Genomic DNA, 13,901 nt, shown 5'->3' on the forward strand with positions numbered 1-13,901 from the left:
ATGCAGTTACAAGATGTTTTATATGGAATAGCAATAACAAACCTGGTTGGCGTAACCAACAGGGAGGTGACTGCACTTGCTTTTGATTCCCGTCAGATCATTAAGGATACTGTATTTTTTGCGATTAAAGGAACTTTGTCCGATGGGCATAAATATATAGCTGATACCATTAATGCAGGTGCTTCAGTAGTGGTTTGTGAGCAGATTCCTGAAAACAGACATGCAGAGGTGACTTATATTCAGGTAGAAAACACTTCGGTTGCCCTGGGTGCAATGGCGGCTAATTTTTACCATAATCCTTCTTCAAAATTAAAGCTGATCGGGATTACGGGTACAAATGGTAAAACGACCATCGCAACGATATTGTTTAAATTGTTCCGCGAGCTGGGCTTTAGTGTAGGCCTGATCTCTACGGTGCAGAACCACATCAATGATGCGGTAATTCCTGCTACCCATACCACACCTAATCCGATTGCTTTAAACGAGCTGTTGCAGAATATGGTGGATGAAGATTGTGAATACTGCTTTATGGAAGTGAGTTCTCATGCGGTTGTTCAGCACAGAACTGAAGGATTGAGTTTTGCAGGCGGGGTGTTTTCAAACATTACACATGATCACCTGGATTTTCATAAAACCTTTGACAATTATATCAAAGCGAAGAAAGCATTTTTTGACGGACTTCCGGCCAGCGCTTTTGCATTGACCAATCTGGACGACCGGAATGGAATGGTGATGTTACAGAATACCAGGGCCACAAAACAAACTTATGCCTTAAAACAGCTGGCTGATTTTAAAGCGAAAGTAGTAGAGAACAGCTTTAATGGTTTACACCTGGATATTGACCATTCAGATGTATTCTTTAAACTGGTAGGCTCTTTCAATGCGTACAACCTGTTGGCGGTTTATGGAACGGCGGTATTGCTGGGTCAGGATAAACTGACGGTATTAACTGCTTTGAGCAACCTGACCGGTGCGGAAGGAAGATTTGATTACATCACTTCCAGCCAGAACATTATCGGGATTGTGGATTATGCACATACTCCGGATGCGGTTCAGAATGTGTTGAGCACGATTAGCGACATCAGAAAAGGAACAGAACAAGTGATTACCATCATTGGCTGTGGTGGTGACAGAGATAAAACGAAACGCCCGGTAATGGCACAAGTGGCCTGCGACTGGAGTGATAAGGTGATCCTGACTTCGGATAATCCAAGGTCAGAGAATCCGCAAACAATTGTAGAGGAAATGGAAAAGGGCGTGTCGCCAACAAATAAACGTAAGACGTTGAGTATAGTGGATAGAAGAGAGGCGATAAAAACGGCTTGCCATTTAGCAAGGCCAGGAGATATTATCCTGCTTGCCGGAAAAGGGCATGAGAAGTATCAGGAGATCAATGGAGTGAGGTATCATTTTGATGATAAAGAAATATTAATGGAACAATTAAACTTAATCAGCTAATGTTGTACTATCTGTTTGAATATCTAAACCAGCATTACGATTTTCCGGGATTGAGGTTGTTTCAATACATCACTTTCCGTACTTCATTAGCGGTGATTATTTCGCTGATCATTACCACGGTTTTTGGCCGTAGAATTATTGATTATCTGCAAAAAATGCAGGTAGGTGAGACGGTGAGGAATCTGGGCCTGGAAGGACAGATGCAAAAACAAGGAACACCAACAATGGGTGGAATCATGATCCTGTTAGGGATTCTGGTGCCTACATTATTGCTGGCGAACCTTTCAAATATTTATGTTTTGCTGATGATCATCACCACAGTGTGGATGGGAATTATCGGTTTTGTGGATGATTATATCAAGGTCTTCAAGAAAAATAAGGAAGGTTTAGCGGGAAGGTTTAAGATCGTCGGACAGGTTGGTCTGGCTTTGATCATTGGCTGGACGATGTATTTCAATCCTAATATTGTGGTGAGGCAAACGGTGGATGAATCGGGAATCTCGAAAACTACGGCACCAATGGTGTTGAGACAAAAAGGAGAAAGTTTTTACTATACTCAGGATGTGAAATCTACGCTGACAAATGTGCCTTTTTATAAAAATAATGAGTTTGATTATGCCAAAGTCCTTAAGTTTTTGGGTGATGGATATGAGAAATATGCGGTTTTTGTATTCCTGTTGTTTGTGGTAATTATCGTAACTGCAGTATCCAACGGGGCGAACATTACGGATGGGATCGATGGTCTGGCAACAGGTACTTCGGCCATTATCGGATTAACCTTAGGCTTGTTGGCTTATGTATCTGGTAATACCGTGATCGCAGACTACCTGAACATCATGTATATCCCCAATTCGGGAGAGCTGATGATTTTTGCGGGTGCTTTTGTAGGTGCTTGTGTGGGCTTCTTATGGTACAATTCCTACCCTGCGCAAGTGTTCATGGGAGATACGGGAAGTCTGGCCATCGGGGGAATCATCGCAGCATTTGCGATCATGATTCGTAAAGAGTTGTTAATCCCGGTTTTATGTGGGGTATTCCTGATAGAAAATCTATCGGTAATTATCCAGGTGAGCTATTTTAAATATACCAAGAAACGTTTTGGTGAAGGGCGAAGGGTTTTCCTGATGTCGCCTTTACACCATCATTATCAGAAAAAAGGATACCATGAAGCGAAGATCGTTACCCGTTTCTGGATCATTGGAATTCTTTTGGCCATTATTACCATCATCACTTTAAAACTACGATAATGGAAAATAACAGGATAGTCGTTTTAGGTGCGGGAGAAAGCGGAGTAGGTGCAGCTATGTTGGCGCAGAAACATGGGTTTGATGTTTTTGTATCTGACTTTGGTGCGATTGCTTCTCAGTATAAAGAACGTTTACAGGAGCTGAATATCGCTTTTGAAGAAAAACAACATACCTCAGAAGAGATCTTAAATGCCACAGAAGTAATCAAGAGTCCGGGAATTCCGGATAAGGCTCCGATTATTGTCGCGTTGAAAAAGAAAGAGATTCCGGTGATCTCTGAGATCGAGTTTGCGAAAAGATATACCGATGCAAAAACGATTTGTATTACCGGGTCGAATGGAAAAACAACAACGAGCATGCTGACTTATCATATTTTGAAGAAAGCAGGTTTGAATGTTGGACTGGCCGGGAATATCGGAAATAGCTTTGCTGCGTTAGTGGCTACAGCTGATTTTGATTGGTATGTACTGGAGATATCCAGCTTTATGCTGGATGATATGTATGATTTTAGAGCAGATATCGCTGTTTTATTAAACATCACGCCGGATCACCTGGACAGGTACGACTACAAGCTGGGGAACTATGCGGCATCAAAAATGCGTATCGCTCAAAATCAGGGTAGTAATGACACTTTCATCTATTGTGCCGATGATGAAGAGACGATAAAGGCAATGAAACACATCAGGTTTAATTCAAAAATGTACCCCTTTTCTATTCGAAAACAAATCGAAGAAGGAGCATACCTGGAAAGTAACAACATGCATATCAATATTAACCATAAAGACCCATTAACCATGTCTATCATAGAACTAGCGTTACAAGGCAAGCATAATATTTATAACTCTATGGCTTCAGGCATAGTGGCAAAGGTATTAGAGATCAGAAATGCTACCATTCGTGAAAGTATGGGGGACTTCAGGAATATTGAACACAGACTGGAACATGTGGCAAAAATATCCGGTGTGGAGTATATCAATGATTCTAAGGCAACGAATGTGAATTCTACCTGGTATGCATTGGAAAGCGTAAATACCGATGTGATTTTGATCATGGGTGGTGTAGATAAAGGAAACGATTACGAAATGCTGAAAGACCTGGTTCGTCAGAAGGTAAGGGCAATCGTGTGCTTAGGAAAAGACAATAAACGAATTCATGAAGCTTTTGAAGATGATGTGGAAGTGATCGTCAATACTTTTTCTGCAAATGAAGCGGTTAAGATGGCTTATCACCTGGCTAAAAAAGGAAATACGGTATTGCTGTCGCCGGCATGTGCAAGTTTCGATTTGTTCAAGAATTATGAAGACCGTGGCAATCAATTTAAGATGGCTGTGAAAGAATTATAGATTATGATCGCAATAAATAAGATTTTAGACAAAACAAAAGGAGATCGCTGGATATGGCTGATCATTATCCTTTTGTCTCTTATCTCTATACTTACGGTGTATAGTGCTACGGGAACCTATGCTTATAAAGTTGGTAAAACAGTAGAAAAGGTTTTATTAACCAAGCATTTGATCTTCGTGATTATGGGGATAGGGATGATCTATATCGCGCATTTACTGGATTATAAATATTACGCAGGAATTTCAAAGATCCTGATGATCATCACGATTCCATTGCTGTTTTATACGGCCATATTCGGGGCGAGCATCAATGAGGCTTCCCGTTGGGTGAAAATTCCGGTGATCGGACTGACGTTTCAAACGTCCGATTTGGCGAAACTGGCATTAATTACGTTTCTGGCGAGAATGCTGACGAAGAAACAGGAAAATATTAAGGATGTAAAAGAGGCCTTTATCCCTATTATGGGATCGGTATGTGTCGTATTTGCTTTGATTGCATGGGCGAACTTGTCTACGGCAATCATGCTTTTTGGTGTAAGTATCCTTTTGCTCATCATTGGAAGGATCAGTATCAAACAGATCTCTATTGTATGTGCAGGCGGGGCGGTATTGCTGCTGCTGATTGTGTTTTTAGGCCCGAGGGCAGGAACATACAAGTCGAGGGTAAATGCGTTTTTGCATCCGGAGAAACAGAATTCAGATAAGACCTATCAGGCGGATCAATCTAAAATTGCCCTGGCAACAGGTGGCGTTTTTGGAAAAGGACCGGGCAATAGTACGCAAAGGAATTTCTTACCGCATCCGTATTCGGATTTTATCTTCGCGATTATCGTGGAGGAATATGGTTTGCTGGGAGCGATGACGGTGATTGTATTGTATCTCGTGTTGCTCTACCGATGCGTCCGGATTGTAACCCAAAGTCCGAAGGCCTTTGGGGCTTTGCTGGCTGCGGGCCTTAGTTTTAGTCTGACCATACAGGCTTTTGCTAACATGGCCGTAGCAGTAGGATTGGGTCCGGTAACAGGGGTTCCATTGCCATTGGTAAGTATGGGTGGAACATCAATGATCTTTACGAGTATCGCATTCGGGATTATCCTGAGTGTAAGTAGAGATGTAGAAGAAAAAGGCAGTAAAAAAGTAGTTGTAGGTGAAATACCTGCAATGGCATAATATAAGATGAAGAGAGCAACGAGAGTAATTATTTCAGGGGGTGGTACCGGCGGACATATTTTTCCGGCGATATCAATAGCGAATGCTTTAAAACGCATGGAGCCGGGCTGTGAAATTTTATTTGTCGGCGCTACAGGCAGAATGGAAATGGAAAAAGTTCCTGCTGCGGGATATAAGATTATTGGTTTAAACATCAGCGGTATACAAAGAGGCTCTATTGCGAAAAATTTAAGTTTGCCATTTAAATTGCTTGGAAGCATGCGTAAGGCCTTGCAGTTAATTGCTGATTTTAAACCTGATGTAGTGGTTGGCGTGGGTGGCTATGCTTCCGGACCAATCTTGTTCGCTGCATCACTGAAAAATGTGCCCTACCTGATTCAGGAGCAGAATTCTTATGCGGGAATCACGAATAAATGGCTGGGTAAGAAAGCAGCTAAAATCTGCGTGGCTTTTGATGATATGGACCAGTTCTTCCCAACAGGAAACATCCTTAAAACAGGAAATCCGGTAAGGAAAGATGTGGTGGATATCGCACAAAAACACCATGCAGGAGCAGAATTGCTGAAGCTGGACCCGCTAAAGAAAACCATTCTGGTGACAGGTGGTAGTCTTGGTGCAGGGACATTAAATAAAAGCATTGAAAAGCACCTTCAGGAATTGATTGATGCGGATGTGCAGTTGATTTGGCAAACGGGTAAGTTTTACTATAAAGGAATTGTAGAGCGGGTGGGCTTGGATTTTCATCCCAATATCAGAATCCTGGAATTCCTGAATAAAATGGACATGGCTTATGCTGCTGCCGACTTGATTATTTCAAGAGCCGGAGCAGGTACGATCGCAGAACTTTGTCTGATTAAAAAGCCGGTCATCCTGGTGCCTTCACCAAATGTGGCAGAAGATCACCAGACCAAAAATGCAATGGCACTGGTTAAGCAAAATGCCGCATTGTTAATTGCCGACCGTTCTGCGGAAGATACGCTGATACCGGAGGCTTTGAGTTTATTAAACGATAAGGAACGCAGTAAGATGTTTTCCGAAAATATAGGAAAGATGGCTTTGCCGGATTCCGATAATATAATTGCAGAAGAGGTAATGATTTTAGCAGGGAAAGGAGGTCATGATGGAGTTAGAAAGGATTAAGCGGATTTATTTTGTAGGAATTGGTGGGATCGGCATGAGTGCCCTTGCACGTTATTTCAAAAACAGGGGTTGTGTGGTATGTGGTTATGACAAGACCAGAACAAACCTGACGATAGCACTTGAAGGTGAAGGGATTCCGGTTTCTTATGTGGATGAAGTCGCTTCATTGCCTGCTGAATTTGCAACACATGATGTGGATACACTGATTGTGTACACTCCGGCCATTCCAAAAATCAGTGCTTTGCTGAACCATTTCAGGGAGGGCGACTTTGTCTTGAAAAAACGTTCTGAAGTACTGGGAATCATTAGTAAAGGTCAGTTCTGTATCGCAGTTGCAGGAACACATGGAAAGACGACAACTTCGTCGATCATTGCACATGTGCTAACAGATACGGGTTTTGGCTGCACCGCCTTTCTAGGAGGAATAGCCAGCAATTATAACAGCAACTTTTTGCTGGGAGATAACAATGTGGTGGTCGTAGAGGCTGATGAGTATGACAGGTCGTTTTTGACCTTACATCCGGATCTTTCTGTGATTACTTCCATGGATGCAGATCACCTGGATATTTATGGTGATGCGGGGCAGCTTGAGGAATCCTTCCGCCTGTTTGCCGGACAATTGAAACCGGAAGGAACCTTGTTTGTGAAAGCAGGATTACCTCTGGAAAACGGAATTACGTATAGCGCAGGTTCATCTGCTGTGATTAAGGGAGAGAACATCCGTGTGGAAGGCTCTAAGTTTGTTTTTGATTATGCAGATGGCGATACGCTGATTTCAGATTTTCAGCTGATGCTGCCTGGAAAACATAACGTAGAAAATGCAGTTGCCGCCATCGCAGTGGCCTTAAAGCTGGGCATTGATGCGGATAAAATAAAGGTCGCTATTGCGAATTTTAAAGGGGTAAAAAGAAGGTTTGAATATATAGTTAATGAGGATGGTCATATTTATATTGACGATTATGCCCATCATCCGGAAGAATTAAGGGCTTGTTTTGACGCAGTCAGACAGCTGTATCCGGAGAAAAAGCTAACGGTGATTTTTCAACCGCATTTGTTTACACGGACGCGTGATTTTGCAGATGATTTTGCGAAAGTATTGAGTACCGTGGATGAACTGGTGTTACTGGAAATTTATCCGGCGAGAGAATTACCTCTGGAAGGAATTGATTCCAGCTTTTTACTGAATAAAATTACCCTTAAAAATAAAGAGATTATTGCCAAAGGCCTGGTGCCGGAATACATTAAAAATAAGAACCCTGAATTGCTGTTGACAGTGGGTGCAGGGGATATAGATACGTTAATACAACCACTTAAAGCTAATTTCACTAATGTTTAAAGACATCAATTGGAAATCGGTATTTAACAAGTTTGCCTGGATATTTTGTCTGAGCGGCCTGGTGGTGCTTATGAGTTTCGTAAGCAGCAAGAAGAATACGGTTGCAATTGCCAATGTCAAAATATTAATTCCGGGTGCGGATAACTTTATCGAAAGAGAAGAGATTGATGCGGTTTTAAAACAGAGTCAGGGTTCTTTGATCGGGCGTAAGCTGGAAGAGGTGAACCTTCAGGACATAGAGAAAAAGATTAAATCGAATCCTTATATCGCTCTGGCAACGGTCTATGCGGATATGGACGGTGTGATTCATATTGAAATTAAGCAACGCCAGCCGATTTTAAGGGTGATTAATGCCAATGGTCAGGACTATTATATTGACCGGAATGGATTGAAAATGCCGGTATCTCCAAATTTCACCGCAGATGTACTGGTGGCGAATGGAAATGTGATGGAACATTTTACCGGAAGAGTGGATACACTGATCACCAAACTGGCCAGGGATTTGTATGAGACTGCATTGTTTATCAAGAAGGATACTTTGTGGGATGCACAGATCGAACAGCTTTTTGTAAATGATAAGGCAGATATCGAGCTGATCCCAAGAGTAGGCAATCAACGCATTATTCTGGGTTCTGCAGATTCTTTAGAAGTAAAGATGAGAAACCTGCTGGCTTTTTATAAGCAGGCCATGCCTAAGGTAGGATGGGATACGTATAAGACGATCAATGTCAAGTATACGAACCAGGTGGTTTGCGTAAAAAATAAACCGGATTCTGTAATTGTTAACGGTGTGAAGCGGCCTAAGATCGTCGATACGCTGAAGTCAAATAAAGCGGTGGTTGATCAATTGGTTTTGCAGCAGATCGCCATGGAAATGAAAAATGACGGAGATGACCCTGACCAGCCTGATGGCGCAGTGGCCCCCCCGCCAAAACCGGTTAAGCCTGTTGGAAGTACAAGACCAGCGATAGCGAAAACCACAAAACCAGTAACGGCAAAGGTCACAAAACCTGCGGTTGCTAAAACGGTAAAGAAAAAGGTTACCCCGCCGGTAAAGAAAGCAACAGTGCCGGTAAAGAAGGCAACAGCGCCAGTAAAGAAGGCAACGGTGAAACCAGCTACTAAACCGGCAACAACAAAGCCCGCTAAACCGGTGGTAAAGAAACCGGTAAAAACTGCTGCAAAGAAGCCGGGTGCAGCAAAAGAAAATAGTAAAACAGATACCAAGAAGAACAAATAGTATAAAACTCAACAAATCGATATAGTTATGGGCAAAGAAAAATCTATCGTGCAGTCTCCAATCGTAGTAGGATTGGATATTGGTACTACAAAGATCTGCGTGATCGTAGGCCGGCGCACGCAGCACTCAAAAATCGAAGTACTGGGCATAGGGAAAGCGGAGTCTGCCGGGGTTACCCGTGGTGTAGTTTCCAACATCCAAAAAACGGTGCAGGGAATCGCACAGGCCGTGGAAGTGGCCAGTGGGCAATCGAATGTAGAAATCCGCGTGGTAAACGTTGGTATTGCTGGTCAGCATATCAAGAGTTTGCAGCACCGCGGAATTCTGACGAGAAGAGAGCTGAACAATGAAATCGGTAAAAAAGATATAGACAAATTGATTGATGATATGTTCAAACTGGTAATGCCCCCGGGAGAAGAAATCATTCATGTTTTGCCTCAGGAATTTACCATCGATAATGAGCCCGGAGTAAAAGACCCTATCGGAATGGCAGGAGTGCGCCTGGAGGCGAACTTCCACATCATTTCAGGACAGGTTACTGCTGTCAAGAATATCATGAGGTGCGTAACCAATGCCGGGTTACAAACTCAGGAATTAATTTTGGAGCCTCTTGCTTCTTCTGAATCGGTGTTGAGCGAGGAAGAGAAGGAAGCAGGAATCGCATTAGTGGATATCGGTGGTGGTACTACTGATATTGCTATTTTTCATGAAGGTATCATCCGCCATACTGCCGTTATCCCATTTGGTGGCAATAGCGTAACGGAAGATATTCGTGAAGGTTGTTCTGTAATGAGAAACCAGGCTGAACTGTTGAAGACCCGTTTCGGTTCTGCCCTGGCTGAAGAAAATAAAGAAAATGAAATCATTTGTGTTCCCGGACTGAGAGGAAGAGAACCGAAAGAGATTTCCGTGAAAAACTTAGCTTATGTGATCCAGGCCCGTATGGAAGAAATCATTGAGCATGTTTACTATGAGATCAAATCTTCAGGATATGAGAAAAAACTAATCGGTGGTGTGGTCATTACCGGTGGTGGTGCGTTGTTGAAACACCTTTCTCAGCTGGTAGAATATGTGACTGGTTTGGATTGCCGTGTAGGTTATCCGAATGAGCATTTGTCGAAATATGAAGACATGCCAAAGACGATCTATGATGACCTGAAAAGCCCGATGTATGCAACGAGTGTTGGCTTGCTGATCAAAGGAATCCAGAAAGCAGAAGAGTTGATTGAAGAAATGAAACAACCCGGAGTTTATGTGGAAAAACCTAAGGATGGCAAAGACAAAACCAAGAATTCCGGTGGTGGCTTGTTCGACAAGCTGTTAGCGAAAGCCAAGGATTTTGTGAAGGATGATATGAACGTAAGTGATGAAGATTATATTAAATCATAATATTTATCCACAATAAACGATTTTTCCACATTTTAAACACTTGTGGGAAACGCCTGTTAAAAAGTGTGTATTATTACATAGGTAGATGAACAGGAAAAACGAATTTTTAAATAACTGATTCATAAAGATATGCAGTTCGAAATGTTAAAAGATAAGTCATCAATCATCAAGGTAATTGGTGTTGGTGGCGGTGGTGGTAATGCGGTAAACCATATGTACCGTCAGGGAATTACAGGGGTAGACTTTATTATTTGTAATACAGATGCGCAAGCATTGGAGTTTAGTCCGATCCCTAATAAGGTACAATTGGGTGCAAGCCTTACCGAAGGAATGGGTGCAGGCTCAATCCCTGAGGTTGGAAAAAACTCTGCTATTGAAAATATAGATGACATCAAACAAATGCTGGGAAGCACCACAAAGATGTTGTTTATTACAGCCGGAATGGGTGGTGGTACCGGAACAGGTGCCAGCCCGATCATTGCTAAAGCAGCTAAAGAATTAGACATATTAACCGTAGCCATCGTGACTACGCCTTTTGCCTTTGAAGGAAAGAGACGTAAGATGCAGGCCAATGATGGTTTGGATGAGCTGAAGAAATATGTGGATTCGTACCTGGTGATTTCGAACGACCGGTTACGTGAAATCTTTGGTAACCTGACCTTAGGTTCCGCTTTTGCACAGGCCGATGATATCTTAACTACCGCCGCAAAAGGAATTGCAGAGATCATTACCGTACCTGGATATATCAACGTGGATTTTAAAGATGTGCGCACCGTAATGAAAGACAGCGGTGTATCGATCATGGGTAGTTTTGCCTGTGATGGTGAGAACCGTGCTTTAAATGCAGTGGAAGGCGCATTGGCTTCTCCGTTATTGAAAGACAATGAGATTGAAGGTGCCAGATATATTTTGTTAAATATCAGTTCAGGTTTGCGTGAAGTAACGATGGACGAGGTAACCATTATCACGGATTATATTCAGGATAAAGCAGGTCTTTCTGCTGACCTGATCTGGGGTAATTGTATTGATGAGAACCTGGAAGATAAATTATCGGTGACGATCATCGCAACAGGATTCCAGACGACAGAGCAACGTGATGAAGAAAAAAAGAATGTAAAAAAGATTTCTTTGCTCACGCCTGAGGAGGCTCCTTTGGTAAAACCTATAGAAGCAGTAAACTCTTTTATTGCGCCTAAACCTGAAGCGGTTTCTAATGAGCCGGTGATGAAAGCAAAGGATGAGCTGAAACAGTCTGATCTTTTCGGTGACCTGTACGGAAACAATAAGAGAAAAATGGAAGATCCTGAAAACGGGATCGTAAGACATACCCTGGTTGAAGAAGAAGCTTCGGCTGCGGAAAGCCAGGAACCTTCTTTTGAGTTTGAAATCAAAGTGGCAGAAACTGATTTTGTATTTGAAAAACCAGAGTCTGTATTTAACAATGATGTAGAACCTCAAAAACAGGAAATCGTTGAAACAGGTGCTGATGACGATAAAAACGATGAGTCTATCGAAGATCAGTTGAAAAAATCCAAAGAAAGGATTTTGAGGCTAAAAGACCTGAGCATGAAACTGAGAACCAGCAATGGTTTACAGGAACTGGAAAATGAGCCTGCTTATAAACGCAAACAAATGCAGTTGCAACAGGTTCAGCATTCTTCAGAATCTCAGGTTTCAAGATTTACGTTGAGCAATGACGAGGACGGATCTACAGAGATCAGACCTAATAATTCATTTTTACATGATAACGTTGATTAATAAAATCATCTGAATATTTAAAAAGCCTTAGCAATTTCTTTGCTGAGGCTTTTTTGGCATAATAATCGTACGTATGCCTATAAAGGGGGATAATTGCTATTGAAGCATAATAACCTTAAATTTGCAAAAAATAAGACATATAATTTAAATAGATACACATTGGATATTTTTGATAAAGTAGCAAAGCGCATGGGCCCGATTGGTCAGCACCAAAAATGGTCACATGGATATTTCTCTTTTCCTAAATTAGAAGGAGATATCGCGCCTCATATGAATTTTCGTGGCAAAGAACATTTAGTTTGGAGTTTAAACAATTATTTAGGGTTAGCAAACCATCCTGAGGTAAGAGAGGCAGATAAACAAGGAGCAACGGATTTCGGTATGGCCTATCCTATGGGCGCAAGGATGATGTCGGGGAACTCTAAATACCATGAGCAAATGGAGCAGGAGCTGGCAGCCTTTGTTGGAAAACCTGATGCATTTTTGTTAAACTATGGTTACCAGGGAATGGTTTCGATCATCGACTGTCTGGTAGATAGAAATGACGTGATTGTTTATGATGCGGAATCTCATGCCTGTATTATAGATGGTCTGCGTCTGCATATGGGAAAACGTTTTGTGTATCAGCATAATGATATTGAGAGTGCCCGTAAGCAACTGGAGCGTGCTACTAAACTGGTAGAACAAACCGGTGGTGGTATCCTTTTGATTACTGAAGGTGTTTTCGGAATGTCCGGAGCACAGGGTAAACTAAAAGAACTGATCGAATTAAAGAAAGATTTCGATTTCCGTTTACTGATTGATGATGCGCATGGTTTTGGTACAATGGGACCAACAGGTGCAGGAACTCATGAAGCACAGGATTGTATTGATGGCGTAGACGTTTACTTTGGTACTTTTGCCAAGTCGATGGCCGGAATTGGTGCTTTCGTTGCCTCTACTGAGGAGCTGACCAATTTCTTCCGTTATAATATGCGTTCCCAGACTTTTGCAAAGGCATTGCCTATGCCAATGGTAATTGGATTGCTGAAACGTTTGGAATTGCTTAAAAACAGTCCTGAGTTAAGAGAACGCCTATGGAATATTGCGACTACCCTTCAGAAAGGTTTAAGGGAGCGTGGATTCGATTTAGGCGTAACGAATACGATGGTAACACCGGTATTCTTAAAAGGGGAGTTGCTGGAAGCTACAGCATTAACGATGGACCTTCGTGAGAACTACGGGATCTTCTGTTCGATTGTGGTGTATCCGGTAATTCCTAAGGGACTAATCGAGCTGAGGTTGATTCCTACGGCAGCCCATACTTTAGAGGATGTACAGCGTACCTTAGACGCTTTTAGCGAAGTGTCTGAAAAACTTAAAAGCGGTTATTACAAAGAGAATCAGTTCTCTATGGCTTAATCATAATCATGAATGAAAAAAGAGACTGCTTTTGATTAGGCAGTCTCTTTTTTATTTAAAAGAGAAATCTGTTTCGATTTGGAAAGAAAGGGGGTATACCGCTTCGGAAAGGCTGAAAATAGTTCTCATTTACGCCTATTTATTGTCTCAAACTCTTTTTTTATTAAAATAAACATCTTACTTTAGTAATAGAGTATCAATCAAACCATTAAAAAACTAAAAGGAGTAAATTAACGATGAAAAAATTTAACGAAGCAAAAGAACTTGTTGCCGCTTTAGAAGCTGATGCAGACAAATTCTACAACAAAGCCAACAGTGCTGCAGGAACCCGCGTACGTAAAGGTATGCAAGACCTTAAAAACCTAGCTCAGGCTATTCGTTTGGAAGTTCAGGAGACTAAAAACAAAGCCAGCTAACCC

The 13,901-nt window shown here is 41.9% G+C and carries 11 protein-coding genes; all 11 read left to right on the forward strand.

The genetic code is table 11. The annotated features are described in order from the left end of the window. The 11 genes from BLQ87_RS17400 (at nucleotide 1) to BLQ87_RS17450 (ending at nucleotide 13,898) form a co-directional block, all read left to right on the forward strand. Nucleotides 1-1,458, forward strand: a complete 1,458-nt coding sequence (locus BLQ87_RS17400; RefSeq protein ID WP_074609265.1) for a UDP-N-acetylmuramoyl-L-alanyl-D-glutamate--2,6-diaminopimelate ligase — start codon at nucleotides 1-3, stop codon at nucleotides 1,456-1,458. Further along, nucleotides 1,458-2,705, forward strand: coding sequence for a phospho-N-acetylmuramoyl-pentapeptide-transferase (gene mraY, locus BLQ87_RS17405; protein WP_074609267.1), 1,248 nt, complete (start codon nucleotides 1,458-1,460; stop codon nucleotides 2,703-2,705). Before BLQ87_RS17400 ends, mraY begins: the two co-directional genes overlap by 1 nt. Next, nucleotides 2,705-4,048, forward strand: coding sequence for a UDP-N-acetylmuramoyl-L-alanine--D-glutamate ligase (gene murD / locus BLQ87_RS17410; protein WP_074609270.1), 1,344 nt, complete (start codon nucleotides 2,705-2,707; stop codon nucleotides 4,046-4,048). The genes mraY and murD overlap by 1 nt, the downstream gene beginning before the upstream one ends. A gap of 3 nt (nucleotides 4,049-4,051) precedes the next feature. After that, nucleotides 4,052-5,218, forward strand: a complete 1,167-nt coding sequence (locus tag BLQ87_RS17415; RefSeq protein WP_172664858.1) for an FtsW/RodA/SpoVE family cell cycle protein — start codon at nucleotides 4,052-4,054, stop codon at nucleotides 5,216-5,218. Nucleotides 5,219-5,224: 6 nt separating this feature from the next. Beyond that, complete coding sequence (gene murG, locus BLQ87_RS17420; protein ID WP_074609272.1) at nucleotides 5,225-6,358, forward strand: undecaprenyldiphospho-muramoylpentapeptide beta-N-acetylglucosaminyltransferase; 1,134 nt, start codon at nucleotides 5,225-5,227, stop codon at nucleotides 6,356-6,358. After that, nucleotides 6,339-7,694, forward strand: coding sequence for a UDP-N-acetylmuramate--L-alanine ligase (murC, locus tag BLQ87_RS17425; protein WP_074609980.1), 1,356 nt, complete (start codon nucleotides 6,339-6,341; stop codon nucleotides 7,692-7,694). Before murG ends, murC begins: the two co-directional genes overlap by 20 nt. Next, a complete protein-coding gene (locus tag BLQ87_RS17430; protein WP_245723877.1) occupies nucleotides 7,687-8,934 on the forward strand; it encodes a cell division protein FtsQ/DivIB in 1,248 nt (415 codons plus the stop codon). Before murC ends, BLQ87_RS17430 begins: the two co-directional genes overlap by 8 nt. Before the next feature lie 27 nt (nucleotides 8,935-8,961). After that, on the forward strand, nucleotides 8,962-10,323 hold the full coding sequence (gene ftsA / locus BLQ87_RS17435) for a cell division protein FtsA (RefSeq protein WP_069379165.1): 1,362 nt from the start codon (nucleotides 8,962-8,964) through the stop codon (nucleotides 10,321-10,323). Between the two features lie 129 nt (nucleotides 10,324-10,452). Then, nucleotides 10,453-12,081 (forward strand): cell division protein FtsZ, encoded by a 1,629-nt coding sequence (ftsZ, locus tag BLQ87_RS17440; RefSeq protein WP_074609274.1) that lies wholly within the window; start codon nucleotides 10,453-10,455, stop codon nucleotides 12,079-12,081. A 159-nt stretch (nucleotides 12,082-12,240) separates the two neighbouring features. Then, nucleotides 12,241-13,482, forward strand: a complete 1,242-nt coding sequence (locus BLQ87_RS17445) for an aminotransferase class I/II-fold pyridoxal phosphate-dependent enzyme (RefSeq protein ID WP_074609982.1) — start codon at nucleotides 12,241-12,243, stop codon at nucleotides 13,480-13,482. A gap of 236 nt (nucleotides 13,483-13,718) precedes the next feature. Beyond that, nucleotides 13,719-13,898, forward strand: coding sequence for a histone H1 (locus BLQ87_RS17450; RefSeq protein WP_074609277.1), 180 nt, complete (start codon nucleotides 13,719-13,721; stop codon nucleotides 13,896-13,898). The last annotated feature ends 3 nt before the right edge of the window (nucleotides 13,899-13,901 follow it).

Origin of the sequence: Pedobacter steynii (assembly GCF_900103665.1) — a bacterium.
GTDB classification, from domain to species: domain Bacteria; phylum Bacteroidota; class Bacteroidia; order Sphingobacteriales; family Sphingobacteriaceae; genus Pedobacter; species Pedobacter steynii.

Coding starts and splice junctions, on each gene's coding strand:
- BLQ87_RS17430 (WP_245723877.1), top strand. CDS start 7,687: ATGTTTAAAGACATCAATTGGAAATCGGTATTTAACAAGTTTGCCTGG.
- murG (WP_074609272.1), top strand. CDS start 5,225: ATGAAGAGAGCAACGAGAGTAATTATTTCAGGGGGTGGTACCGGCGGA.
- ftsA (WP_069379165.1), top strand. CDS start 8,962: ATGGGCAAAGAAAAATCTATCGTGCAGTCTCCAATCGTAGTAGGATTG.
- murD (WP_074609270.1), top strand. CDS start 2,705: ATGGAAAATAACAGGATAGTCGTTTTAGGTGCGGGAGAAAGCGGAGTA.
- murC (WP_074609980.1), top strand. CDS start 6,339: ATGGAGTTAGAAAGGATTAAGCGGATTTATTTTGTAGGAATTGGTGGG.
- BLQ87_RS17400 (WP_074609265.1), top strand. CDS start 1: ATGCAGTTACAAGATGTTTTATATGGAATAGCAATAACAAACCTGGTT.
- mraY (WP_074609267.1), top strand. CDS start 1,458: ATGTTGTACTATCTGTTTGAATATCTAAACCAGCATTACGATTTTCCG.
- BLQ87_RS17415 (WP_172664858.1), top strand. CDS start 4,052: ATGATCGCAATAAATAAGATTTTAGACAAAACAAAAGGAGATCGCTGG.
- BLQ87_RS17450 (WP_074609277.1), top strand. CDS start 13,719: ATGAAAAAATTTAACGAAGCAAAAGAACTTGTTGCCGCTTTAGAAGCT.
- ftsZ (WP_074609274.1), top strand. CDS start 10,453: ATGCAGTTCGAAATGTTAAAAGATAAGTCATCAATCATCAAGGTAATT.